We start from the raw sequence: 24142 nt of genomic DNA on the forward strand, positions 1-24142 counted from the left end.
GGGCTTGCTTCAAATCGCCTTGATCAGCCGCAGCAGTCCAAGCATCTCCATCAGCGTTCCCTTGCGGAAGGCAATGTAGGTCGGCTCCTCCAGCCCGTGGAAGCGGCGCTTGAAGGCGGCCTGGCCCTGCAGGTTGAAGCGCGAGCGGTTGACCCAGGGCGACTCGTAGGCGCGCCGGAAGGTGCTGCGCCAGAAGCTCGATTCGGCAAAGCCGCTCGGCTCGACGTCGAGCAGCGGCGACAGGCCAAGCGTGACCACCGAAACGCCCTCCTCGCGAAAGCGATCGACGGCGAATTTGGTCAGGCCGATCTCGGCATGCGGCGTGGCGTCGACCTGCTTGCGCTTGAAGGCGGTGGTATAGCCGATGACCTCGCCATTGCTGAACAGCGGATCGAAATCGAGGATGGCGACGAGCTCACCCTGCGGGCCGTGAAGGACGAAGCGGCGCATGTCGGCGCCGAGATGGTCGGCGAAAGGGCGGTTCAGGAAGCCCATCTCCCAACGTTTGACGATGCGCTCGCCGCGCCAATTCTCGGACAGCCGCGAAACCTCGTCGAGCAGCATGTTGGCCCTGTCCTCGGCGAAGGTGAAGCCCTTCTTTGCCAGCCAGCGCTCCGAATAGCGCACGGTCTCGTTGCGCTTGCCGGAGAAATCATGCGCCGGCAGCTGCAACCTTGTGTCGACGCCAAGCCGATTGATCTGATAGCCGAGCCCGGCCAGCACCTTTGCCGTGGCGGCGCTTATCTGAACGAACCAGGGGCCGCCGGCGGCCTCTACGAAGCGCTTGATGTAGCCCGGCCGGTCCGGCGGATCGACGACCGGATCGCCAAGCGCGAAATGGTGCTTCATCTTGGTGCCGAATGCGATGTAGCCATCGCCTTCGCTGAAGTAGGACAGCTTTTGCTGCACGGCGGTCGAATAGGCGAGCGAGAAGTCGCCATGGCGCCGCACCAGCGCCAGGCGCTCGAGATGCGACAGCTCGCGCCGGGGCACCTTGGGCGCCGCGCCGTCAAGAAACCTGTCGATATGGATGCGCAGGGATGGCATCAAGCGTCCGCATGCCGATGAAGAAGGACCCGGAGCCCACGGGCCTCGAATCAGTCGCCTTGGCGCGACGGATCGGTCATGTCGCGCCAGCGCCATATAGGATGCTATCGGCGGCGGATGAAGAGGGAATGTCTACCGGCCAAAGCCGGCGCTCCGGCTGCATCGTGAAACCATATTCCCAATTTCCATGCAATGTTATATATCATGTTATCCGTTTTGTTCCGGCAGTTCGACGATGGAAGATGTTCTGAGGTCCCTCGGCTTTCTCTGCCTCGGCAGCAGGCTGAAGCGCATTGGCGAGCAGTTGCAGGCCGACACGCAGCGCGTGCTCGATCGCCTGGATGTGCGGATCCAGTCGAGTCAGTATCCGCTGCTCGCCGCGCTCGACAGGCTGGGGCCGCTGCCGGTCGGCGAACTGGCGCAGTCGCTCGGCATCGCGCAGCCGGGCGTGACGCGGGCCGTGTCGCTGCTCACCGAGCTCGGCCTGGTCGAGGTAGCACAATCGGATGACGACCAGCGGCGCCGGATCGTTTCCCTCTCCGCGGACGGCCAGCGGCTGGTCGATGCCGCGAAGCACGACGTCTGGCCGCGCATCGAGGGCGCGGTCGCGGAATTGTGCGCGGACCTCTCCGGGCCGCTGCTTGGCCAGCTCGCCGCCATCGAGGATCGATTGGCCGCGACCCCGCTCGACCGCCGGGCGGACAAGGCCAAGGCAGTCGCGCCCAAGGCCGTCGCACAATGAAACATGTTCTCGACCGTCCGATCTGGAGCGCGTTGGCGACGCGCCACCAGGCCTTTGCGGAAGGCGATACCCTCGCCAGGCGGTACCGGCCTTCGATCGTTCCCTTCGCCGCCACAGCCGCGGACGATGCGGAAAGCCTGCAATCTCTGGGCAAGCTGCTCCCGCCGCTTGAAAGCGCCATCCTGGTTCAGACGGACCCGATCGCCCTGCCTTCGGAACTTGCCGCGGTTTCGACCGCGTCCCTGGTGCAGATGGTTGCCGGGCAGCCGCTTGAGGCCGCCTCCGACGAGCGCGTGCAGCGACTGACGCCGGACGATGCGGCCGAGATGCTCGCTCTGGCATCGCTCACCAAGCCCGGCCCGTTCACGCTCGAAGCCTTGAGCCTCGGCGAGTTCTGGGGCGTGAAGATCGACGGCAGGCTCGCGGCGATGGCCGGCGAGCGCATGAAGCAGCCCGGCTACTCCGAGCTCAGCGGCGTGTGCACGCATCCGGATTTCCGCGGCGGCGGCCTTGCCAGGCTGCTGTCGCTGTTCGTGGCGAACCGGATCATGGCGCGGGGCGAGGTTCCATACCTGCACGCCTATGACAGCAATGCTCCGGCCATCGGCCTCTACGAGGCCATCGGCTTCCGGTTGAGAACCGCCCTGAACATGGCCGTGGTCCGAGGCGTGGAGTAATCGCAAGATGAGGAAGGGTCGCGGATCACCGCAACCCTTCCCCTGCTTAAGCGAGTCGCCAATCAGACCGCGATCTTGCCGCCGCCCTGCTTGGTGATGGCAACGACCGCCGGACGCACCGGCATGTCCGGCTTGAAGTCCGGCCAGCGGGTCGATGGATCCTCGTAATAGGAGGGGCGGCCAAAAGCTTCCCAGTCCTCGCCGCCGTCGCCCGGATGCTGGACGGCGACGAAGGCGGTCTGGTCGTCCGGCGCGAATAGCGGGCCGCACATCTCGGCGCCGATCGGCACGCGGAAGAACAGCTTTGAGGTCGCCCGCGCCGCGCCCTCGGTGTCGACCGCCCACAGGCCGTCGGTACGGCCGGTGGCCTTCGGGCCCTGGCCGTCGGTCGCGACCCACAGGCGGCCGGCCGAGTCGACGGCACAATTGTCCGGCATGCCGAACCAGCCATTGGCGGTGGTGGCAGTCGAGAAGGTGGCGCCGACGTCGGCCACCGAAGGATCGCCGCACTTCAGCAGCACTTCCCACTTGCCCTTGGTGGCGGCGAAGTCGCCGCCGTCCTCGACGATCTCGATGATGTGGCCGAAGGCGTTCGCCGCGCGCGGATTGGCGGCGTCGACCTGGTCGGCCTTGCGCTTGGAATTGTTGGTCAGCATGACATAGACCTTGCCGTTGCCGGCATTGGGCTGAATGTCTTCCGGCCGATCCATCTTGGTGGCGCCGAGCAGGTCGGCGGCGCGACGGGTCTCGATCAGAACGTCGGCCTGGCTGGCGAAACCGTTTTCCGCCGTCAGCGGACCTTCGCCGAACACGATCGGCATCCATTCGACCGAGCCGTCCTCGGCGAATTTGGCAACATGCAGCGTGCCCTCGTCGAGCAGGTTCATGTTGGCGGCGCGGTCGTTCGGATTGAACGTACCTTTGGTGACGAATTTGTAGACATAGTCGAAGCGTTCGTCGTCGCCGAGATAGAAGGCGACGCGGCCATCCTTGGTGACGATCGATTCGGCGCCCTCATGCTTGAAGCGACCCATGGCGGTTCGCTTCCTCGGCACCGAATTCGGGTCGTTGACGTCGACCTCGACGACCCAGCCGAAGCGGTTGGGCTCGTTCGGTTCCTTCGCGAGGTTGAAGCGATCGTAATGCGCGCCCCATTCATAGGCGCCCTCCGGAATGCCGAGGCGCTTGTAGTTGGCGGCCTCCTTGTGGCCTTCCGGCAACTCGCCCGAGAAATAGCCGTGGATGTTCTCCTCGGCCATCACATAGGTGCCCCAGGGCGTGACGCCGCCGGCACAGTTGTTGAGGGTGCCGAAGACCTTGGTGCCAGACGGGTCGGCATTGGTCTTGACGCGATCATGGCCGGCTACCGGACCGGACAGCGCCATTTCGGTGGTGGACATGATGCGGCGGTTGAGCTTGCCGTCACGCACCGCCTGCCATTTGCCGCCCTGCTTGCGGATCTCGACGATGCTGCCGCCGTGCGCCGCCATTTCGACATCGACCTGCTCCTTGCTGAGCGGCGCCACCTCGGCGGCCTTCTTGCCGTCCTTGTCGACGATCTTGACGATGCCGGGGAACATCAGATGCGGGTTGGTGTATTCGTGGTTGACGACCAGCAGGCCATGCTCGGCCGAGCCCTCGATCGGGATATAACCGATATAGTCGTTGTTGTAGCCGAACTGTCTTGCCTGGGCTCCGGCCGTTTGTTTTGCCGGGTCGAATTCCGGCGAATCGGTAAAGAGCGGGTCGCCCCAGCGCAAGAGCACGTCGGCATCGTAGCCCGGCGCGACGTGGTGCTTGTCGTCGATGCCGGCCTCGAGCTCGTCGAATTTGAAGGCCGAGACCTCGGCGGCGCGCGCCTCGTCTGCCGCGACGAGCGCCAGCGGGCTCACGGTGGCGGCGATGGCCGAGACAGCCAGCGAACCCCTGAGGAAGTCGCGGCGCGAGAAGCGCGCGGCGATGATCTCGCCCATCGTGCGGTTGTCGGTAGGATTGACGGGCGGGCCGTCATTCTCCTCGAGCTGGCTGGTACGGAAGCGAATCTCAGGTTGGGTCATGGGCTGTCCTCTGGCTCTTGAGGTGGCTGGAACGTGTAACCGGTCGATCCCTATAGGCGCCCGATCACATTTTCGTGACATCAGACCCATTGAGCAATGCCAATTTGCCGGCTGATGACTGTTCGCCCACGCATTGGCGCCACACGAGGCCCACAACACACGGCGAGCAGACTCCCGAGCGCGCTCGGCGCAAGGACGCCAACCATGGCTGCGGGGCTTGCCTTGCGAGATTCCGCCTTCGATCCCGTCGCAGCGTAGCTTGCCCGACGCCATCAGCTTGACGGCTTCGCGCGCTTCGGAAACAAAAGCGGCGAGCGGCGCGGCGAAGGCCGCTTCGGGAGGGATGAACGTGAGTCTCTGGGGACTGGCGCAGCTTGGCGTTTCGACTGTGATTTTCCTCCTGGCCGCGATGGCGGCCAAACAATGGGGATTGGCGCCGAGTCTCGGCAAGATCGTGCTGACGCTGGCGCTCTATTCCGCCGGCAATCTGATCATGCTCAGGCTGATCCGCGAATTCGGCATGTCGGTGTCGTTCAGCCTGTCGGCAGTGATCCAGCTGGTCTCAGTCAATGTCGTGGCGCTGGTCTTCTTTGGAGAGCGCCTCAACACTTTCCAAGCGACAGGCGTCGTGCTGGCGATCGCGGCCGTCGCGCTGATCACCCTCGGACCCTATATGCAGCGGCTGTAATTGGAGCAGGCCCGGCATGAAATCGACCGCCAAGGCGCTGCTCAACAGAATAGAATTCCCGGTGCTTGCGGCCGGGCTGGCCATCGCCTGCGGGCTATGGGGCCTGGTGGAACTCATGGGCGTGGCGCGCGCCACGACTCCGCATGCGTTGGACACGGAAATCCTGCTCGCCTTCCGCCATGCCGGGCAGCCGGACAGTCCGATCGGTCCGCTTTGGCTGCAAGGCGCGGTGCGCGATATCACCGCGCTCGGCAGCACCAGCGTGCTGGTGCTGATCACGACTGCGGTGATCGTCTATTTTCTGCTGATGCGCCGACCGGCGACCGCACTGTTCGTGTTCGTTTCGGTGGCGGGCGGTCAGGCGGCGTCCAGCCTGCTCAAGTTCGAGGTCGACCGGCCCCGCCCAGATCTCGTCTCGCATCTCGTCAACGAGACCTCGCTCTCCTTTCCGAGCGGCCATGCGATGCTGTCGGCGGTGACCTATCTCACGCTGGGCTCGCTCGCCGCGCGTTTCCTACCGAACCGCAGGACGAAGATCTTCGTGCTCGGCCTCGCCGTGCTCACCACGGTGCTGGTCGGAACCAGCCGCGTCTATCTCGGCGTGCATTGGCCGTCCGACGTGCTTGCCGGCTGGTGCGCCGGCTTTGCCTGGGCCATGTTGTGCTGGCTTGCAGCGCGCCTGCTGCAGCGGCGCAAAGTGGTGGCGGACAGCGAATGAGTACTCATGTTTCAACTGTTTGTTATGATGCTTGAAACATCATGATCTTTGGATTATCCATTGATACTGCAGACTCAGACAGGGGTTCTGGCCGATGATCACTGCCGCGCAGATGCGCGCCGCGAGGGCGTTGGCCGGTATCGACCAGAAAACGCTCGCCGAGCGCGCCGGGGTTTCGCTTCCGACCATCCAACGCATGGAAGCGAGTGAAGGTGTCGTCAGAGGCGTGGTCGATACGCTGATGAAGGTCATCCAGGCACTCGACGAGGCCGGGGTGGAGCTGATCGGCGAGAACCAGGCCAGCGAGCGCGGCGGCAGGGGCGTGCGTCTCAAGCCTGCCACGCCGCAGAACTCCCAAGGCTGAGCCGCACAAGAAAGTCGCGACGGCGACCGCCGACAGCCCTGCCGACGATCCCGCCGCCCTTACGGAGCGGAAGGCAGTCCATGGATCAGGTCCGGCGGTCAATCCACCCCCAGGCGCGGCCGTCCTTTGCCGAGCTGTTCACGCCCAAGCTGGTCACGGTGCTGCGCGAAGGCTACACGCTGGCGCATTTCAGGGCTGACGCCGTCGCGGGGTTGACGGTGGCCATCGTGGCGCTGCCGTTGTGCATGGCGATCGCCATCGCGTCCGGCGTGACGCCGGAGCGAGGCCTCTACACCTCGATCGTTGGCGGCTTCATCATCTCCGCGCTTGGCGGCAGCCGCTTCCAGGTCGGCGGTCCGGCCGGCGCCTTCATCGTGCTGGTAGCGGCGACGGTGGCGCGCGTCGGCGTCGACGGGCTGCTGCTCGCAACGATGATGGCGGGCGTCTTCCTGCTCGCCATCGGCTACCTCAGGCTTGGCACCTACATCAAGTTCATTCCCTATCCCGTGACCGTCGGCTTTACCGCCGGGATCGCGGTCATCATCTTCTCCGGGCAGATCGTCGAACTGCTCGGGCTGAAACTCGGCGGCAAGGAGCCCGGGCCGCTGGTGCCGAAGCTGACCGTGATCGGCGAGGCGATCGGCACGATCAGTCCGGCCGCGACCTTCGTGGCGATGCTGACTGTCCTAACCATTGTCTTTTTGCGGCGCTGGCAGCCGAGATGGCCCGCGATGCTGATCGCCATCGGCGTCGCCTCGCTGGTCGTGGCGCTGTTCGCCCTGCCTGCGGAAACGATCGGCACGAGGTATGGCGGCATCCCGCGGAACCTGCAATGGCCAGCCCTGCCGCCGGTCAGCTTGGAGAGGATGATCCACGTGCTGCCGGACGCGATCGCCTTCGCGCTGCTCGGAGCGATCGAGTCGCTGCTCTCGGCCGTGGTCGCAGACGGCATGAGCGGAAGGCGGCACCGCTCCAATTGCGAACTGGTGGCGCAAGGCTTCGCGAACATCGCGTCAGCCTTGTTCGGCGGCATATGTGCCACCGGCACGATCGCTCGCACGGCCACCAACGTGAGGGCCGGCGCGCATGGCCCCGTCTCCGGCATGCTGCATTCGGCGATCCTGCTTGTCCTGATGCTGGCGGCGGCGCCCTTGGCCAGCTACATCCCGCTCGCCGCATTGGCCGGCGTACTCGCCGTCGTGTGCTGGAACATGTTCGAGAAGCAGGCTTTCCTCACGCTGCTCAGAGCCTCGCGTGGCGACGCGCTGGTGCTGATGGCGACGTTCCTGATCGTCATCTTCCGCGATCTGACGGAAGGCATCGTCGTCGGCTTCGCGCTCGGGTCGATCCTGTTCATCGATCGCATGGCCAAGTCCATCGCCGTCGAGGCCGATCTGCCGCTGGTGCCGGAGGACGTCGCCGATCGCGCCGCCACTTATGATTCAAGCCAGGCGGCCGACGCCGATACCGTCATCTATCGAATCTCCGGGGCCTTCTTCTTCGGTGCCGCCTCGACCGTCGGCGCCGTGCTCGACCGCATCGCAGACCAGCGCAAGAATTTCATCCTCGATTGCTCGGCGGTGCCGTTCCTCGACTCGACGGCGGCAAACGTCCTCGAGGGCGCCGCGCACAAGGCCGGACGCGCCGGCGTGCGCTTCATCATCGCGGGTGCCGCGCCGCAGACAAGGCGCATGCTGATCAACCACGGCCTCAAGCGGCCGCTGGTCACCTATGCCGCCTCGATTCGCGACGCGCGGGCGCAGCTGAAAGCACAATCGCAGTCCGCGTAGAGCGACATGTTCTCTCAAACTGCCGCTTCGATCGGCTCGGCAAGTTTCGGGTTGGCGCGCGCCGCGATCAGGCAGCCGGCGACGATCAGGCAAGCCCCGGTCAGCGTGGTCCAGGCCACCTCCTCGCCGAAGAAGAACCAGCCGAGCGCGATCGCCCAGATGAAGGCCGAGTATTCCGTCGGGATGAGATATTGCGCTTCGGCGCGGGCGTAGGCCCAACTCATCAGGAATTGGCCGGCAAGCGACAGCATCGCCACCCCGACCAGGTGAAGCCACAGGTCACTCGGCAGCGCGACGGCGAGCCACGGCGCGGCGAGACCAAGGATGACCGCGATGCAGAGGTTCTGGAACAGCATGATCTCGACCGGCTTGGCCAACAGCGCCTGCCGCCGCGCGAGGATCAGATTGTAGCCATAGAACACAGTCGATACGAGCACCGCGGCCGTGCCCAGGAGCGCATCCTGCGAGTGGCCGGCCTGCCCGAACTGGCCGGCCAGAATGATCGCGACGCCGGCGATGCCGGCCAGCGACGCCCACACCGCCTGGCGCCGGATTCTCTCGCCCAGCAACAAGGCTGCGAGAAAAAGCGCAAACAGGGGCGCGACAAAGCTGAGCCCGATCGCCTCGGCGAGCGGCAATCTGGCGAGACCCCAAAAGAACGAAACCAGGACGATGCCGACGACCACGGCGCGCAGCGCATGCAGCCCCAGCACCGGAAGAGCGGGCTTCGAGCGCGGCCCCGCCGACCAGGCGGCGCCCGCGATCAAGGTCGAGACCAGGCTGCGCCACAGCACGGTGTTGTACACACCGACCGCGATGACCAGGGACTTCATCGCCGCGTCCATCCCGGACAAAAGGAAGATCGCCAGTGCGCATACGAGCACCGGGATCATTGGCGACACGGCGGCGCCGGTCAGGCTGGATGTCTTCACGGCTTGGCCCATGTGACGGTTGCTGCCGGATATCCCGGAGCGAGCGGCTGAACCAGATGGCAGCCCCGTCGATATGGCGGTCCAGCCCCGATCGACCTCGTTCCCGCCGCAATCGTCCTCAGTCGAGCTTCAGCGCCGCGACCGCGCCTTCGTTCATCAGCGGAACATAGATGGTCGAGTTGCCGTCGGTGCCGATATCGGCGCTGCCCGGCTTGAAAGTGGCGATCGCTTCCGGCGCGCCGCCGCCCTTGTAGCGATAGAGCGTGCCGGTCATGTAGGCGGTGGCATAGATCGTGTCGCCGATGGCGATGACGCCGTCGAGGTCGGCAAAGTTTTGCGCGCCCGGCAGCGGCGTCACCTTCTTGCTGGCGAGGTCGACGGCCAGCAGGCCGCCCGGCGCCGCCGTGCTGAAATCGGGCTTGATGCCCCTGCCCCAGGACGCGACGATCAGCCGGTCGCCATCGGCGAAGACGCCATTGGGCGAGGCGAGCAGCGCATCCTTGATGAACAGCTCCGGTTTGTCGCCGTCGATACGGTAGATCGTGTCGGCGAGCATATCCGTGACATAGACCTTGCCCGAGGCATCGGCGGTCATATCGTTGAGGAAGACGGCGCCGGGCACATCGATGGTAGAGACCAGCTTGCCGCTGGCGAGGTCGACGACGCGCACCTTGGTGATGTCGGCGGCGTAGAGCTTGCCGCCGGCAATCGCCATGCCCTTGGGCGCGTCCATGCCGTCCACCCAATGGCGGCTGATGACCTTGCCGTCCAGCGACAGCAGCGACAAATAGCCGTTGCCATCAGCTTCGCCCGGATTGCCGACGATGTTGGAGACGACGATGCGCTTGTTGGCGGCATCGACCAGCGCCGATTCCGGCTGCTCGAAGCCGCCGGCGCGCCAGATCTCGCCGGCCTCGGCGGTGGCAGCCGTTGCGATGCCGGCGATGGCGAGAAAGGTCGAAGCGATGAGGTTTTTCATGGTGCTCTCCTGTGTTGACGGCCAAGAGCTAGGTTTTTCGATACTTTTCCGGAAGCCAGTTCGAGCGTAGTATCGAGGAGCGATACGAATTCGCGCAAACGAGGTGCATTCCATGAACGGGCCGATCTTCGAGGCGCTGAAACGGACATTGAAGGCCAAGGGCCTGACCTACCGGGCGCTGGCCGAGCGCATGGGCGTTTCCGAGCCGACAGTGAAGCGCATCTTCCATGAGCGCAACTGCAAGCTCGATCGGCTGATACAAATCTGCGCCGCTGCGGACGTGGAACTGGAGAATGTGCTGGGCTCGATGAACCGGGGACCGGGACCGGCCAACCACGTCGCGCCGGAGATCGAGCGGAAGCTCGCCGCGCGGCCGGCGCTGCTCTTCGTCTTCATCATGCTGTCCGAAAAATTCACGCCAGAAGGCATCATGCGCTCACAGGGTCTCAGCGAAGCATCTATGTTCCTCTACCTGCGCGACCTGGAAGAGCTTGGGCTGGTGGCGCTCGGGCGCGGCCTGTCGGCAAGATTGCTGGTCGAGACACCGATCCAGTGGGATTTCGAGGGTCCGCTGCGGCCGCATTTCGAGACGACCAACAAGAATTTTGTCGGCTGGGCGATAACCCATCTGGAACGCGAAGCGACCTTCGTCAGCTTCTCGCGGCGCATGCGGCCGGAAACGGCGGAGATGGTGCGGCGCGAGGCGGAGGACTTGGCGGAGCGTGCCAGGCTGCTTGCCCATCACGACCAGCACACCACGCCGGAAGAGCAGCTCATCGGCTACAAATGGACCTTCGCCTTCGGCGCGACGCCGTTTCCGGCGATCATGCCGATCGGGCCGCATCCGCGCGATGCCGGCGCTCGGACGGATGCCGAGGCGAAAGCAAGGCGGCCGCTGCCGGCATAGGCGTCAGGCCGCGACCGGGCCGGCTTCCTCATGCGGCGGCGCGAGGTCGTCGCGAGCCTTGCGCGCGAGCTTTCTGGCCGACCGCTTGGGGCTGTCGCCGAACAATTCGGCGGCATCGGCAAGACAGGTCTTGCTGAGGCTTTTTTCCGCACGCTTCAGCAGCTTGCGCAGAAGCCTGGTGTCTTCGGGCGGACCGAGCGGCTCGCCAGCGGCGACGAGCAGCGCGCGCATGACGAAGACGTCATGCAGCTCGCCCAGCCGTTCGCCAAGCTTGTCAACCGCCTTGCGGCGCGCCTTGATCGGCGCCGGCCACAGGCGGCCGAGCAGCGACAGATGCATCGAATGCGTCTTGCACGCCTTGCGCAGGTCGTGAAAGTCATCGGCCTCGCCGCGCGAGCTCGCCTTATCCAGCGCCTTTTTCGTCCGCCGCAAGGCGGCGCGGGCGCCTTCGGCCAGTATGTCGGCCGCCTGCTCGGGCTGATCGGGGAGCGACAGCCTGTCGATACGCTGCAGCCCTTCCCGGCAGGCAGCGACCGCGGCGTTTATGGCAGCGTCGAGACCGGGGCCGGCATGGAGCTCGTGCTGGCGCAGCACCAGCCGCTCGCGGACGGGACCGAGCTCACCGGCCGCGGTTTCATCCGGAAAAGCGGAGCCCAGACGGTCGATGGTCTCGATGAGAGCGGTCGCCTCGCGCGGGCCGGCAAGCAGCGCCGACACCTGCTTGTAGCATTCGTTCTCGGTCTGGCAGAACGGTTCGTCTCCGGAACGAACCAGGCGCAACAAGGCGCGCACGCCCTTAAGCCGCTTACGGCACTTGTGCAGTCCCTGCTCCGGCTTGTCGCGCGCCGTCTCGAGTTGGCCAAGCGCCTTGCCGATCTCGTCAGCCAATATGCGCCTGACCTCGCCGGTCAGCGGCAAGCGCGGATCGATGCGAAAGCTCATGCGGCTATCTCCGGAATCCCGCCGAGGGCCAGCGACGCGTTGTAAAACCTCGACTCACCGGTGACCTCGCGGCCGAGCCAGTCGGGCAGCATTTCGTCAGGCACGTCCTCCGGCGTCTCCAACTCCGCGACCACCAGCCCCGAGAGCACTCCGCCGAACACATCGACTTCATAGAGAAAGCCGCGGTGCCTAACATGGTGACGTGTCTTCTCGATGACACGCCCGATCGCGAAGGCCATCAATTCCTCGGCCTCGGCGAGCGGGATCGGATATTCGAATTCGTCGCGCTCGCGCGCCTTGTTGCCGAACTTCAGCGTCAGCGCGGCGGAGCCTCCGTCGCTGATGCGTACGCGAACCGTGCGTCCAGGCTGCGCGGCGACGTAGAACTGACGAATGCGGATATGCGCCTCGACCAGGCTGCGTCAGGCGGGATCAGCGACCAGGAACTTGCGCTCGACTTCCTTGCCCATGGCCGCGCACTAAAGCCCGCCCGCAGGAAGATGGCAAGCCGCGTTGGAATTCAATTTGACTTTAATCAATCGATTGATTAAATTGGTGCAATGAGCAAACAAACGAACGCCAAAGGGCCGCAACGCGAAGCCTCTCCCGCCGATCAAACGCGCGCGGCGCTGGTGCAGGCCGCGCTGAACCTGTTCGGCCGGCAGGGCTTCGACGGCACCTCGACGCGCGAGATCGCGGCCGAGGCCAAGGCCAATATCGGCTCGATCGCCTATCATTTCGGCGGCAAGGAGGGGCTGCGCGCCGCCGCCGCCGACTTCATCGTCGAGACCATCCAGGGGATCGCCGGCCAGGCGCTCGGCGCACCCCAGCCGGCGGCCCCTTCGAGCCCGGAAGCCGCCCGGGCGCAGCTCTTTGCCGCGCTGGCGCGGATGGTCGGCTTTGTCGTGGCAAGTCCCCAGGCCGGCGAGATCGTACAATTCGTACTGCGCGAGCTCTCGCACCCGACGGCGGCGCTCGACCGCATTTATGCCGGCGTGTTCGAACCGACGCATCGCCGGCTGTGCCAGATCTGGGAGCAGGCGACCGGCGAACCGGCCGAGAGCGAGGCCACCAGGCTCACCGTGTTCACCATCATCGGGCAGGTCATCTATTTCCGCATCGGACGCGAGGCGGTGATGCGCAGGATGGGCTGGCGCGAGATCGGCGACAAGGAGGCCGCCAAGGTCGTGGCGGTCGCGACCGACAACCTCAGGGCAATGCTTGCGGCGCGCGACGCAGCCGCCGGCAGGAAGGTCAAATCATGAGCTTACTCTGTTCGCTGCCGCTCGCGGCCCAGCTGTTCGGCGCCTGCGCGCCGGCCGCCCCGCTTGCCGTCGGCTATGTCGAAGGCGAATATGTGCTGCTGGCGCCGATCGAAGTCGCGCAGGTCGAGACCGTGACGGTCAAGCGCGGCGACCGTGTCGAGTCGGGCGCGCCGGTGGTGACGCTGGAAAGCGCCGATGCCAAGATCGCCGTGGCGCAAGCCCAGGCCGCGCTCGCCCAAGCGCAGGCGCAGCTTGCCGACCTCAAGGTGGGCAAGCGGCCGGAAGAGATCGCCGTGCTCAAGGCGCAGGTGGACATGGCGAAGGCGCAGGCTGCCGACGCCAAACGCAAATATGACCGCGCCAGCGATCTCTACAAGCGCGGCACCGGCACCCAGGCCGATTACGACACGGCCTCGGCTTCGCTGGAGACCGCCAACGCGCAGGTCGGCCAGGCGGAGGCGAACCTTGCCGTCGGCGGCCTGCCGGCGCGGGCCGAAACGATCAGAGCTGCCGAGAACCAGGTCAAGCAGGCGCAATCGGAATTGGGGCAGGCCGAGTGGCGCCTGTCCAAGCGCGTGCTGGCGGCGCCTTCGCCCGGCCGCATCGACGACGTGATCCGCAATCCCGGCGATACGGCCGGACCGACCGCGCCGGTGATCTCGATGCTGCCCGACGGCGCGGTAAAACTCAGCGTCTATGTGCCGGAGACGGCCTTCTCCTCGGTCAAGGTCGGCACCCTGCTCAGCGTCCGTTGCGACGGCTGCGGGCCGGATTTGAAGGCACGCGTCAGCTATGTGTCGCCCGATCCCGAGTTCACCCCGCCGGTGATCTACTCGCTCGAGAACCGGCAGAAGCTGGTCTATCTCGTCGAGGCGCGGCCGGAGGGCGATGCCCATCCGCTGCAGCCCGGCCAGATCGTCGATGTCGACCTGGCGGATATTGACAGATGAACGTCATCGACGTCCGTGGGTTGGTCAAGCGCTTCGGCGACAAGACCGTCGTCGACCATGTCACGATGGCGGTTGCCGAGGGCGAGATCGTCGGTTTCCTCGGGCCGAACGGCTCGGGCAAGACGACGACCATCCGCATCATGTGCGGGCTTTTGACGCCGGATGCGGGCGAGGGCACGGTGCTCGGCTTCGACATCCTTACCGACGCGCTCAAGATCAAACGCGAAGTCGGGTACATGACGCAGAAATTCTCGTTCTACGAGGATCTGACGATCGGCGAGAATCTCGAATTCGTGGCGCGGCTCTACCAGCTGAAGCCGGTCGAGGAGTATGTCTCGCAAACGCTGCAGGAACTCGGCCTGACGACGCGCCGCAACCAGCTCGCCGGCACGCTTTCCGGCGGCTGGAAGCAGCGGCTGGCACTCGCTGCCTGCATCATGCACAAGCCGAAGCTGCTGCTGCTCGACGAGCCGACGGCTGGCGTCGACCCGAAGGCACGGCGCGAGTTCTGGGACGAGATCCACCGCCTGGCCAGCGGCGGGCTCACCGTGCTGGTCTCCACCCATTACATGGACGAGGCCGAGCGCTGCCACCGCATCAGCTACATCTCCTACGGCAAGATGCTGGCCACCGGCACCGTGGACCAGGTGGTGAGGAATGCCGGCCTTACCACCTTCGTGCTGCAGGGACCGCGGCTCGACCGCGTGGCCGAGGCGCTGCAGGGGCGTCCGGGCGTCGACCAGGTGGCGCCGTTCGGCGCCACGCTGCATGTCGTCGGCTCCGACAAGGCAGCCCTCGAAAAGGCGCTCGCCGATGTCGAGAAGGAGCACAAAGGGGTGACGGTGGCGCCGGGCGAGACCAGCCTGGAAGATGTCTTCATCCAGTTCATGTCCGGCTCGAAGGACAACATGGCATGAGAGATGGCGTGAGAGCGATCTTTTCCTTCTCGAGACTCGGCGCGCTGCTGATCAAGGAATTCATCCAGATGCGGCGCGACCGCATCACCTTCGCCATGATGCTGGGCGTGCCGCTGATACAGCTGGTGCTGTTCGGCTATGCCATCAACAACGACCCGAAGAGCCTGCCGGCAGCACTCGTCGCGACCAGCAGCGATCCCTACACGCGGGCGATGGTCTCGGCGCTGCAGACCACCGGCTACTATCGCTTCGACCATGTGGCGCAAAGTGCGTCGCAAGCCGAGTTCCTGATGTCGCGCGGCGATGTCGCCTTCGTCGTCACCATCCCGGCCGATTTCGCGCGACGGGTGGAGCGCGGCGACAATCCGCAGATCCTGATCGAGGCGGACGCCACCGATCCGGCGGTGGCGAGCGGTGCCATCTCGACGCTGAGCACCGTCGCCGGCCAAGCGCTGCTGAGAGCGCAAGGCATGCAGGAAGCGGCGAAGGAGGCGGCGCGCGGTCAGCTCGATGTCGTCGTGCACCGGCGCTACAATCCGGAAGGCATCTCGCAATACAACATCGTTCCCGGCCTGCTCGGCGTCATCCTGCAGATGACCATGGTGATGATGACCTCGATCGCGCTGACGCGCGAGACCGAGCGCGGCACGATGGAAAACCTTTTGGCCATGCCGTCCAGCCCGCTCGAGATCATGCTGGGCAAGGTGCTGCCTTACCTGGTGGTCGGCGCGGTGCAGGTGGTGGTGGTGCTGGCAGCGGCGAAGCTCCTGTTTTCCATTCCCTTCATGGGATCGCTGTCGCTCCTGCTCTCGGCGGTGCTGGTTTTCGTGCTGGCGCTGGTGCTGCTTGGCTACACGATTTCGACGATCGCGCGCACGCAGATGCAGGCGCTGCAGCTCACCTTCTTCTTCTTCCTGCCCTCGATCATGCTGTCGGGCTTCATGTTCCCCTATCGCGGCATGCCGGGCTGGGCCCAGATCCTTGGCGAGATCTTTCCGCTGACGCATTTTTTGCGCATCACCCGCGCCGTCATGCTGAAGAGCGCGGAACTGCCGGCTGTGGCGACCGAGATCGGCTGGCTGGTGGTGTTCGTGGCGTTGTTTGCCGGCGTTGCGCTGGTGCGGTTCCGGCGGACGCTGGATTGAGCGGCGACTGACCGATCAGGCCGCCGCCGCCATGATCTCCGCGTAGGTGCCGAAATCGACATTGCCGCCGGAAAGCACCACCGCCACGCATTTGCCGGCGAGATCGATCTCGCCGGACGCGAGCGCCGCGAGCGCAACGCAGCCGCCGGGCTCGACCACCAGCTTCAAGTACGCCATGGCGTCGCGCATGGCTTGCGCCGTGGCCTTGTCCGAGACGGCGATGGCGCCGGCGAGGTTTTTGCGGTTGATCTCAAAGGTGATGGCACCGGGCTCGGCGGTCAGGATCGCATCGCAAATAGAGTTGTGGCCAGGCTCATTCGAGACCCGGTCACCCTTGGCGAGCGAGCGGCGCGTGTCGTCGAAATGCTCCGGCTCGACCGCCCAGACTTGCGTCTGTGCCGAGGCGTCCTTCACCGCGACGGAAATGCCGCTCGACAGACCCCCGCCGCCGCAGGGCACGACAACTGCGTCCAGGCTGACGCCCAGCGCCTTCACCTGGCGCACCAGCTCCAGCCCGATGGTGCCCTGGCCGGCAATGATGGCCGGATCGTCGAAAGGCGGCACCAGCGCCATGCCCTTCTCGATATAGGGGCGAACGATGGTCATGCGGTCGTCCTTGAAGCGGTCGAAAGGCACCACCTCGGCGCCCATCTTGCGCACATTGCCGACCTTGAGCGCCGGCGCGTCCGCGGGCATGGCAATGACCGCCCTGACGCCGAACATGGCGGCCGAAGTGGCGACGCCCTGCGCGTGATTGCCGGACGAAAAGGCGACGACGCCGCGGCTGCGCTCTTCTTCGCTTAAGCACGACAATTTGTTGTAGGCGCCGCGGATCTTGAAGGAACCGGTGCGCTGCAGCGTCTCCGGCTTGAACAGGATGCGGCCGCCATAGCGCTTGTTGAGCTCCGGCGATTCGATCAGCGGCGTTTCGACGATCAGCCCGGAAAGCCTGGCGGCAGCGGCGTGGATGTCGGAGATGCCGGGGAGGGCGGTCATGGTGGGCCTCGTGAGAATGATGCACATATGCTGCACGGAAAACGCCGCGGCGCGCCAACGAAAAAATGTGATGGAGACAATATTGGCGATGATAGCGTCGACGGCCGTCACCTTCGTCAGTCTCAGGCGGAGCAAGGAGCGAAGCGACGCGGGAATCCATGTCGGCACCTTCGCGATGCGGGCAGCCGAAGCAGAACGGACACTCTTCGCAGGGTCCTCCAGAGCGCGCTCTCGCTTCTGCATTCCGTGATAGCGGTCGCGGCATGATCCTCGGGTCAAGCCCGAGGATGACGAAGCGAAGGGCGGCCGCTGCTCACCCCAGCAGCGCGCGCGTCCGCTTCTTGCCGCCGAGCTTGCGCCAGCTGTTGAAACGATGCGTGGCGGCAGCAAAAGAGATCTTCATCTGCTGGGCGACCGTGTAGCGCGACTTGCCGTCGTCGAACATGCGGTAGCAGCATTCGACGCCTTCCTCGGTCAACTTGCCGTCCAGCGTCTTGTTGTGCGGATTGGCGGGGTCGAATTTTTCGGCCTGCTGCTCGACCAGGCCTTTGAGCCGCTCCAGGTCGGCCTCGATGCTGGCGATGAGATCGAGAACCGGCTTTGGATCGAATGCGTGCGGGGGCTTCTTGTCCGTCATCCCGTGTTTCCTTCCTTTTTTTGGCTAATGCGTTCCATATAGGTGAACATTCGGCAATAATGAAGGGTGCGAGCGGAAAGCTGGATCGACGAATTCTGCCTGTCCCGCGGCGTTCGCGATTGACCCTCGGCAAACGATTCCCTAGTTTAGAATCGTTCTAAACTAGGGTGATTTTCTCATGCTTTCCCGTGTTTTCGGCTTTGGCCGCCGCTCCTTCGATTCGCTGTCGGAGCAGGAAATCCTGGCGCTGGCGATTTCGTCGGAGGAGGACGACGGACGCATCTACCGGGCCTATGCCGACGGGCTGGCACAAGAGTTTCCACAATCGGCCAAGGTGTTCGAGGCCATGGCGGAGGAGGAAGACGGCCACCGCGATTCCCTCATCGAGCTTCACCGCAAGCGCTTCGGCGAGCGCATCCCGCTGATCCGGCGCGAGCATGTGCGAGGCTACTACGAACGCAAGCCCGACTGGCTGGTGCGGCCGCTCGGCATCGAGCATGTGCGCCGTCAGGCCGAGGACATGGAGCGGCAGGCTTATCGCTTCTATGTCGAGGCGGCCAAGCGCACCACCGATGCGTCGACCCGGAAGCTGCTCGACGAGCTGGCGGCGGCGGAACTCGGCCACGAGAACTCCGCGCATGAACTCGAACAGGAGCACGTCCCGGGCGAGGTGAAGGAGGAGGAAGCGACAACCGAGCAGCGCCAGTTCATCCTCACCTATGTGCAGCCGGGGCTGGCCGGGCTGATGGACGGGTCGGTGTCGACCCTGGCGCCGATCTTCGCCGCCGCCTTCGCCACCCATGCAACCTTCCAGACCTTCCTCGTCGGCCTCGCCGCCTCGATCGGCGCCGGCATCTCGATGGGCTTCACCGAGGTGGCTTCCGACGACGGCAAACTTTCGGGGCGCGGCTCGCCGGTGAAGCGGGGGCTCACCGTCGGCATCATGACGACGCTGGGGGGACTCGGCCACGCGCTGCCCTATCTCATTCCCTATTTCTGGACGGCAACGATCGTTGCCGCGATCGTCGTGTTCTTCGAACTGTGGGCGATCGCCTTCATCCAGAACCGCTACATGCAGACTCCGTTCTGGCGCGCCGCCTTCCAGGTGGTGCTGGGCGGCGCGCTGGTGTTCGGAGCGGGTGTGCTGATCGGCAATGCGTGAGGGCCGACCCTCCTTCTCCCCTTGCGGGCCAATTACGCATCAGGCCCACAGGGGAAGGGAGAGCCGCGTTTCACCCATTCACCATGCGGCTGTCTTCGGGCGCTTCAGCCCTTTCATTTAGCCCGTAATCGCGCACCACATGGGCGATGCGCAGACGATAGCCGGCAAAGATGCCGCCACGGCCGGCCTTCTGCGCCTGCCGGTGCTCCTCGGTGTTGCGCCAGGCCTTGACGGCTTCCTCGTCGCGCCAGAAGGACAGCGAGAGCACGCGCCTCGGATCGGTCAGGCTCTGGAAGCGCTCGACCGAGATGAAGCCATCGATGCCGTCGAGCAGGGGCTTGAGCTCGGCGGCGATGCCAAGATAGGCGTCACGTTTTCCCTCCGCCGGCTCGACTTCGAAGATGACGGCGATCATGCCTCTATCCCTTCTTTGACCGTTACGTCGGTGCGAAAGACCTGCCTCGGGCCATGCGGTGCCGAGACCAGTTTCAGGAAGATCCGGTCTTCCTTGAGAATGAATTTCTCGCGCCGCGCGAACTCATAGTTTGCCTTGCCGGCTGGGTCGGCGGCAAGCCGCGCGCGATAGGCTTCGTAGGCCGCGAGGTTCTCGATGTTGTAGGCCGCGTAAGCCGTGGTGGCCGAACCCTCATGCGGCGCGAAATAGCCGATCAGCTCGGCGCCGCAGCGCGGAATGGCCTGACCCCAGGCACGCGCATATTGCTCGAACGCGGCCTTGCCGAAAGGGTCGATCTCGTAGCGGATGAAGCAGGTGACGGTCATTTCGGTCTCCTCGTCGATTGGCTTACTGGGTCGGTGGGCTTGCTGGCGGCGACGGTTCGACCACGGTCGAAACATCGCTTCACCGGCTGTGCTAGACGTTCTGGTGTCAGCAGCGTTTGCCGAGCTCCTTGAGCTCGCCTGAGAATAGTGCTTCCCTCACGGGAATGCTTCGATGAGGATCGAACTATGCGTGAAGGACCCGATATCGCCCGCATCGCCAGCCTGGTCGGCGACCCGGCCCGCGCCAACATGCTCAACGCGCTGATGGGCGGCACGGCGCTGACCGCGTCGGAGCTGGCGCTTGAAGCCGGCGTGTCGCTGCCCACCGCGTCCTCGCATCTGTCCAAGCTGATGGACGGCGGGTTGCTGACGCTGGCGAGCCAGGGCCGGCATCGCTACTACGGCCTTGCCGGCCCGCAGGTGGCGGGCATGCTCGAGGCGATCATCGGCGTCGCCGAGGCGGTCGGCCCGAAGCGGGTGCGGCCCGGCCCGCGCGACGCGGCCATGCGCGTGGCGCGGGTGTGCTACGACCATCTTGCCGGCGAGCAGGCGGTGGCGATGCTCGACCGTCTGGTCGACCGGAAGCTGCTGCTGCGCCAGGAGAACGAGATCAGGCTGTCGCCGTCAGCCATTTCGCATTTCGCCGCGCTCGGCATCGAGATCGACAGCAAAGCGAAGCGGCCGATCTGCCGCGCCTGCCTCGACTGGAGCGTGCGGCGCTCGCATCTGGCCGGCGCGCTGGGCGCCGCCATCCTCGACAAGGTCATCGTCGAAAAATGGGCGCGGCGCGACAAGGACAGCCGCGCCGTGGTGTTCTCGCCGAAGGGCAAGCAGGAGTTCGAGAGGGTATTTCTGGCGTGACGGACTGGCCGGCTCGGCTGTTGGCTAAGCCCGCTTGAGCGGTTTGCCCAGCTTGAAGAAATCCGCCCACGGATCGGCCTTCTTCAGCTGCTTTAGCGTCGTGGCGTCGCCGAGCGGAAACGCATTGGGCGGCAGGCCCTTCTCGATCTCCGGCCAGGTCACCGGCATCGACACCGTCGCGCCCTTCTTGGCGCGCGAGGAATAGGGCGCGACCGTGGTCGCGCCGCGGCCGTTGCGCAGATAGTCGACGAAGATCTTGCCGGTGCGCGCCTTCTTCGACAGCGTCGCCGTGTAGCGGTCGGGCGCGGCCTGCTCCAGGGCGCGGGCGAAATCATGGGCGAAGTCCTTCACCTCGTCCCATTCGGCGGAGGGCTTGAGCGGCACCAGCACGTGATAGCCCTTGCCGCCAGACGTCTTGACCAGCGTCGGCAGCGACAGGTCGTTCAGCTTGGCTCGGATATCGAGGGCGGCGGCACGCACCGCCTCGACCCCGATGCCCTCGTCCGGATCGAGGTCGAAGATGATCTGGTCCGGCTTTTCCAGTTCGTCGACGGTCGAGCCCCAGATATGAACCTCGACGACGCCGTATTGAACAAGGGCTGCAAGCCCGTCGAAATCCCTGATGAACAAGATCTCCTCGCCGTCGGTCGGATCGTTCATCCTGGCGATCTTGTCGCTCATGCCCGGTGAGGCATGTTTTTGGAAGAAGCGCTGGCCATGGATGCCGTCGGGCGCCCGCACAAGGCTGAGCGGCCGGTTGACGACGAATGACTCAATTCGCGGCCAGACCAGGGCGTAGTGATCGAGGAGATCCTGCTTGGAGACCTTTTCGTCGGGCCACAGCAGCTTGTCGGGATGCGACAGCTTCACCGAGGTCTTCGCCGTTCCGGCCGAGGTTTTTGTCTCGGTCCTGCCGCTGCTCGCCTTTGCTCCGCTTTTTGTCTTGCCGTCGGCTTGCTTCGGCTTTTCCTGCACCACGTCCTCCGCCGGCTTGTCCTCGCGCAGCCCCTGGAACGAGGCGTGGCGGATTATATGGTCGGATGTCCAGCTGCGGAACTCCACTTCGCCGACAAGCTCGGGCTTGACCCAGACGAGGCCCTTGCCCTTCGGCACGGCGGCAGAAAAAGGCGACTTCGTCGTCTTGAGGCTGTCGAGTTTTTTCTTAAGGTCCGCAGCCACCTTGCCGGAAAAGCCAGTGCCGACGCGGCCGGCATAGTTGAGCTTGCCGCCTTCATGATAGCCGACCAGCAGCGAGCGCAGGCCGCGCCCGGTCTTGTCCGAGGGCAAGTAGCCGCCGATGACGAATTCCTGGCGCAGCGTGCACTTCGACTTGATCCAGGTGAGGCCGCGGCCGCTGCGATAGGGCGCGTCGGCACGTTTCGACACCACGCCTTCGAGACCCATGCGGCAGACATGCTGCAGCATGACGCTGCCTGGTTCCGCAAAATGATCGCTGAAGCGGACGGCGGATTGCTCCGACCGCTCGCCGAGCAGTTCGGCCAGCGCCTGCTTGCGCTCGACCAGCGGCTCGCGGCGAAGGTCCTCGCCATTGAGCCGCATCAGGTCGAAGACGTAGTAGATGAAGCGGTCGGTGCGGCCGGCCGAGAGATCCGCCTGCAGCATGGCGAAGGAGGACACGCCGCTGTCGGCCAACACGACGATCTCGCCGTCGATGATGGCGTCGCGGCATTTCAGTCCGGCAAGCTCGGCCACGACCGGACCTTCGAACTTCTTCGTCCAGTCAAGGCCGGTGCGGGTCAGCAGCCGGACATCGCTGCCGGCGATCTGCGCCTGCATGCGGTAGCCGTCGAACTTCACCTCATGCACCCATTCCTCGCCGGAAGGCGCATTCTTTTCGAGCGTTGCCAGCTGCGGCTCGACGAATTCGAGGCGTGGGGATTTTGCCTTGCCTGCAGCCGGCTTGTTGGAATGCCAGACCCTTGGTTTGGCGCCCTTGGCCGTCTTGCCTTCGCCGATCTCCTCGATGGTCAAGCCCGACTTTACCGATTGCGGCGCCTCTACAAGTATGTCTTCACCAGGGCGGGCGGCGGCGTCATTGGATTTGATCAGCAGCCAGTTGTCGCGCTTTTCGCGCGGGCGCGGCTTCAGCCTGACCAGATGCCAGCGACCGTTGAGCTTCTGGCCTTCGAGCTCGAAGTCGATATGGCCCTTCTTCATGCCCTTGGCCGGGTCGCCGTCGGGGATCCACCGGCCTTCGTCCCAGACGAGGACGGAACCGCCGCCATATTCGCCCTTCGGAATGGTGCCCTCGAAAGACGCATAGTCGATCGGGTGGTCCTCGACATGCACCGCCAGCCGCCTCTCGTGCGGGTCGAGACTCGGTCCGCGCGTGACCGCCCAGCTCCACAACACGCCATCATGCTCGAGCCGAAAGTCATAGTGGAGCCGCGTCGCGGCATGCTTCTGGACAACGAAGATGCCGCCGGCGTCGGTCTTCTTGCCGGGCGCGAGCTGGCCGGCCGGCTCCGAGGTTTTCCGGAAATCGCGCTTGGCGTGGTATTGCTCGAGGCCGGCCATGACATCGTGCTCCTATGCGGATCTGCGCCTGGACGTAGACGCCACGGCGACCTCCCTGGCAGGCGGGTGCCATCGCAACGGCCAAGGCTCCGCTTCGGTTCCGGGCAGGCGAAAGCCGGCGGCTGTCCGCCTGCCTTTCGGGCTCACAACTAGCTATTCGGCAGCCTGGAGATTGACCTTGCTTTCCGCGATCTCGGTGAGCTTGCGATCTGTCGCCTCTTCTTCCTTGAGGTTCTTGGCCAGCACATTGGCGCAGTCGCTGCGGCCGAGCTGCTTGGCCCAGGCGATCAGCGTGCCGTAGCGCGTTATCTCGTAATGCTCGACGGCCTGAGCCGAGGCGATCAGCGCGGCATCGAGGACCTCCTTGTCCTCCACGTCGCCGCTCACGTCGTCAGCCTCCTCGAGGATGCCGTCGATGGCGGGGCAGTTGACGGTCTTGGCCTTGACGCCATGCAGCTCGAATACCTGCTCGACCCGTTCGATGTGGCCCTTGGTCTGCGCGAGATGCTTCTCGAAACCGGCTTTCAATTGCGAATCGGTCGCCTTGCCGATCATCTTCGGCAGCGATTTCTGGATCTGTTTTTCGGCATAATAGATGTCGCGCAGCGTGTGGACGAAGAGGTCGTCCAGCGTCTTGATGTCCTTCGAAAAGAAACCCATGGCGGTTGCCTTCCATGTCTGGTGTTGTCCGGAAGTTGCGCGGCCAGTCCGCCGCCAACGCGGCCGGGTTCGGCCCCGGCCTTGATCGATCAACGTCACCGCGCAGGGCAGGTTCCTGCCGGCGGACGACGCCGCACGGAAATTTCAAGCCACCTTCGATGCGTGAAACAGAAGCGCGCCCAAGCGACATAGAGACGAAACATATGTGATGCAAAAGTCACACGAGCCGGAAACGCGACAAAAGGCGTGGAAAGACCGCGAATCAGCCGCATTCCGGCCACGATGCAACGCGTTTCGGACCAGAAATTAACATGGCGTTCACCGACTATTCACGCCTCGAGGCTATGATCCCCGCAATTCGGAAGGGACATCCGAAAACGGGACAGGG

At 64.9% G+C, this 24142-nt stretch carries 25 protein-coding genes; 13 read left to right on the forward strand and 12 right to left on the reverse strand.

Annotation, left to right across the window (positions count from 1 at the left end):
• Window positions 1–9 precede the first annotated feature (9 nt).
• Window positions 10–1047 carry a phosphatidylglycerol lysyltransferase domain-containing protein gene (locus P9217_RS10955; RefSeq protein WP_127403354.1) on the reverse strand — a complete coding sequence of 346 codons (1038 nt, stop codon included), beginning with the start codon at window positions 1045–1047 and terminating at the stop codon, window positions 10–12.
• Between the two features lie 235 nt (window positions 1048–1282).
• Here P9217_RS10955 and P9217_RS10960 point away from each other — a divergent pair, with 235 nt between their 5' ends.
• Both P9217_RS10960 and P9217_RS10965 read left to right on the forward strand, forming a co-directional pair.
• Complete coding sequence (locus P9217_RS10960; protein WP_095825062.1) at window positions 1283–1789, forward strand: MarR family transcriptional regulator; 507 nt, start codon at window positions 1283–1285, stop codon at window positions 1787–1789.
• Window positions 1786–2466: a GNAT family N-acetyltransferase gene (locus P9217_RS10965; RefSeq protein WP_278086029.1), complete on the forward strand. Its 681-nt coding sequence runs from the start codon at window positions 1786–1788 to the stop codon at window positions 2464–2466. Before P9217_RS10960 ends, P9217_RS10965 begins: the two co-directional genes overlap by 4 nt.
• Window positions 2467–2528: 62 nt before the next feature.
• Here the strand turns inward: P9217_RS10965 and P9217_RS10970 are convergent, their stop codons facing one another.
• Window positions 2529–4523, reverse strand: a complete 1995-nt coding sequence (locus P9217_RS10970; protein ID WP_278086028.1) for a PhoX family phosphatase — start codon at window positions 4521–4523, stop codon at window positions 2529–2531.
• 349 nt (window positions 4524–4872) lie between these two features.
• On the opposite strand from P9217_RS10970, the gene P9217_RS10975 reads away from it, so the two are divergent.
• The 4 genes from P9217_RS10975 (at window position 4873) to P9217_RS10990 (ending at window position 8083) form a co-directional block, all read left to right on the forward strand.
• Window positions 4873–5211, forward strand: coding sequence for a hypothetical protein (locus P9217_RS10975; protein WP_067003308.1), 339 nt, complete (start codon window positions 4873–4875; stop codon window positions 5209–5211).
• 16 nt (window positions 5212–5227) lie between these two features.
• Window positions 5228–5929 carry a phosphatase PAP2 family protein gene (locus P9217_RS10980; RefSeq protein ID WP_067323413.1) on the forward strand — a complete coding sequence of 234 codons (702 nt, stop codon included), beginning with the start codon at window positions 5228–5230 and terminating at the stop codon, window positions 5927–5929.
• A 94-nt stretch (window positions 5930–6023) separates the two neighbouring features.
• A complete protein-coding gene (locus P9217_RS10985; RefSeq protein WP_067003144.1) occupies window positions 6024–6293 on the forward strand; it encodes a helix-turn-helix transcriptional regulator in 270 nt (89 codons plus the stop codon).
• Between the two features lie 80 nt (window positions 6294–6373).
• Window positions 6374–8083 (forward strand): SulP family inorganic anion transporter, encoded by a 1710-nt coding sequence (locus P9217_RS10990; protein WP_278086027.1) that lies wholly within the window; start codon window positions 6374–6376, stop codon window positions 8081–8083.
• A gap of 14 nt (window positions 8084–8097) precedes the next feature.
• Here the strand turns inward: P9217_RS10990 and P9217_RS10995 are convergent, their stop codons facing one another.
• Together P9217_RS10995 and P9217_RS11000 are read right to left on the reverse strand one after the other, a co-directional pair.
• Complete coding sequence (locus tag P9217_RS10995; RefSeq protein ID WP_067003148.1) at window positions 8098–9027, reverse strand: DMT family transporter; 930 nt, start codon at window positions 9025–9027, stop codon at window positions 8098–8100.
• Between the two features lie 106 nt (window positions 9028–9133).
• Window positions 9134–9994, reverse strand: a complete 861-nt coding sequence (locus P9217_RS11000; RefSeq protein ID WP_067323425.1) for an ATP/GTP-binding protein — start codon at window positions 9992–9994, stop codon at window positions 9134–9136.
• A 112-nt stretch (window positions 9995–10106) separates the two neighbouring features.
• Here P9217_RS11000 and P9217_RS11005 point away from each other — a divergent pair, with 112 nt between their 5' ends.
• Window positions 10107–10901 (forward strand): helix-turn-helix transcriptional regulator, encoded by a 795-nt coding sequence (locus P9217_RS11005; RefSeq protein ID WP_095799513.1) that lies wholly within the window; start codon window positions 10107–10109, stop codon window positions 10899–10901.
• Between the two features lie 3 nt (window positions 10902–10904).
• On the opposite strand, the gene P9217_RS11010 is transcribed toward P9217_RS11005, so the two are convergent.
• Complete coding sequence (locus P9217_RS11010) at window positions 10905–11843, reverse strand: CHAD domain-containing protein (RefSeq protein WP_278086026.1); 939 nt, start codon at window positions 11841–11843, stop codon at window positions 10905–10907.
• A complete protein-coding gene (locus P9217_RS11015; protein WP_278088289.1) occupies window positions 11840–12259 on the reverse strand; it encodes a CYTH domain-containing protein in 420 nt (139 codons plus the stop codon). The genes P9217_RS11010 and P9217_RS11015 overlap by 4 nt, the downstream gene beginning before the upstream one ends.
• Before the next feature lie 144 nt (window positions 12260–12403).
• Here P9217_RS11015 and P9217_RS11020 point away from each other — a divergent pair, with 144 nt between their 5' ends.
• Genes P9217_RS11020 through P9217_RS11035 form a run of 4 tightly spaced genes read left to right on the forward strand, consistent with a single transcriptional unit; the run spans window position 12404 to window position 16120 of the window.
• The gene (locus P9217_RS11020) at window positions 12404–13108 is read left to right on the forward strand and encodes a DUF1956 domain-containing protein (RefSeq protein ID WP_095799516.1); all 705 of its coding nucleotides are present in this window, start codon (window positions 12404–12406) and stop codon (window positions 13106–13108) included.
• A complete protein-coding gene (locus tag P9217_RS11025) occupies window positions 13105–14058 on the forward strand; it encodes an HlyD family efflux transporter periplasmic adaptor subunit (protein ID WP_095799517.1) in 954 nt (317 codons plus the stop codon). The genes P9217_RS11020 and P9217_RS11025 overlap by 4 nt, the downstream gene beginning before the upstream one ends.
• On the forward strand, window positions 14055–14975 hold the full coding sequence (locus P9217_RS11030; RefSeq protein ID WP_278086025.1) for an ABC transporter ATP-binding protein: 921 nt from the start codon (window positions 14055–14057) through the stop codon (window positions 14973–14975). Before P9217_RS11025 ends, P9217_RS11030 begins: the two co-directional genes overlap by 4 nt.
• A gap of 8 nt (window positions 14976–14983) precedes the next feature.
• Entirely contained in the window at window positions 14984–16120 is a 1137-nt protein-coding gene (locus tag P9217_RS11035; protein ID WP_067003310.1) for an ABC transporter permease, read from the forward strand.
• A 15-nt stretch (window positions 16121–16135) separates the two neighbouring features.
• Here P9217_RS11035 and P9217_RS11040 read toward each other — a convergent pair whose 3' ends face one another.
• Both P9217_RS11040 and P9217_RS11045 read right to left on the reverse strand, forming a co-directional pair.
• Complete coding sequence (locus P9217_RS11040; protein WP_278086024.1) at window positions 16136–17116, reverse strand: threonine/serine dehydratase; 981 nt, start codon at window positions 17114–17116, stop codon at window positions 16136–16138.
• Between the two features lie 313 nt (window positions 17117–17429).
• On the reverse strand, window positions 17430–17753 hold the full coding sequence (locus P9217_RS11045) for a hypothetical protein (RefSeq protein ID WP_067324609.1): 324 nt from the start codon (window positions 17751–17753) through the stop codon (window positions 17430–17432).
• A 178-nt stretch (window positions 17754–17931) separates the two neighbouring features.
• Here P9217_RS11045 and mbfA point away from each other — a divergent pair, with 178 nt between their 5' ends.
• Window positions 17932–18915, forward strand: coding sequence for an iron exporter MbfA (gene mbfA, locus P9217_RS11050; RefSeq protein ID WP_067003167.1), 984 nt, complete (start codon window positions 17932–17934; stop codon window positions 18913–18915).
• 70 nt (window positions 18916–18985) lie between these two features.
• Here the strand turns inward: mbfA and P9217_RS11055 are convergent, their stop codons facing one another.
• Complete coding sequence (locus P9217_RS11055) at window positions 18986–19330, reverse strand: antibiotic biosynthesis monooxygenase (RefSeq protein ID WP_278086023.1); 345 nt, start codon at window positions 19328–19330, stop codon at window positions 18986–18988.
• Window positions 19327–19695 carry an NIPSNAP family protein gene (locus P9217_RS11060; protein ID WP_067003171.1) on the reverse strand — a complete coding sequence of 123 codons (369 nt, stop codon included), beginning with the start codon at window positions 19693–19695 and terminating at the stop codon, window positions 19327–19329. Before P9217_RS11060 ends, P9217_RS11055 begins: the two co-directional genes overlap by 4 nt.
• Window positions 19696–19881: 186 nt before the next feature.
• On the opposite strand from P9217_RS11060, the gene P9217_RS11065 reads away from it, so the two are divergent.
• A complete protein-coding gene (locus tag P9217_RS11065; RefSeq protein ID WP_067323441.1) occupies window positions 19882–20556 on the forward strand; it encodes a winged helix-turn-helix domain-containing protein in 675 nt (224 codons plus the stop codon).
• Window positions 20557–20580: 24 nt separating this feature from the next.
• Here P9217_RS11065 and ligD read toward each other — a convergent pair whose 3' ends face one another.
• Both ligD and P9217_RS11075 read right to left on the reverse strand, forming a co-directional pair.
• Entirely contained in the window at window positions 20581–23094 is a 2514-nt protein-coding gene (gene ligD, locus P9217_RS11070; protein WP_278086022.1) for a DNA ligase D, read from the reverse strand.
• Window positions 23095–23247: 153 nt separating this feature from the next.
• A complete protein-coding gene (locus tag P9217_RS11075; RefSeq protein WP_278086021.1) occupies window positions 23248–23754 on the reverse strand; it encodes a ferritin-like domain-containing protein in 507 nt (168 codons plus the stop codon).
• Window positions 23755–24142 lie beyond the last annotated feature (388 nt).

It is taken from the genome of Mesorhizobium sp. WSM4989 (genome assembly GCF_029625795.1).
Classification (GTDB): domain Bacteria; phylum Pseudomonadota; class Alphaproteobacteria; order Rhizobiales; family Rhizobiaceae; genus Mesorhizobium.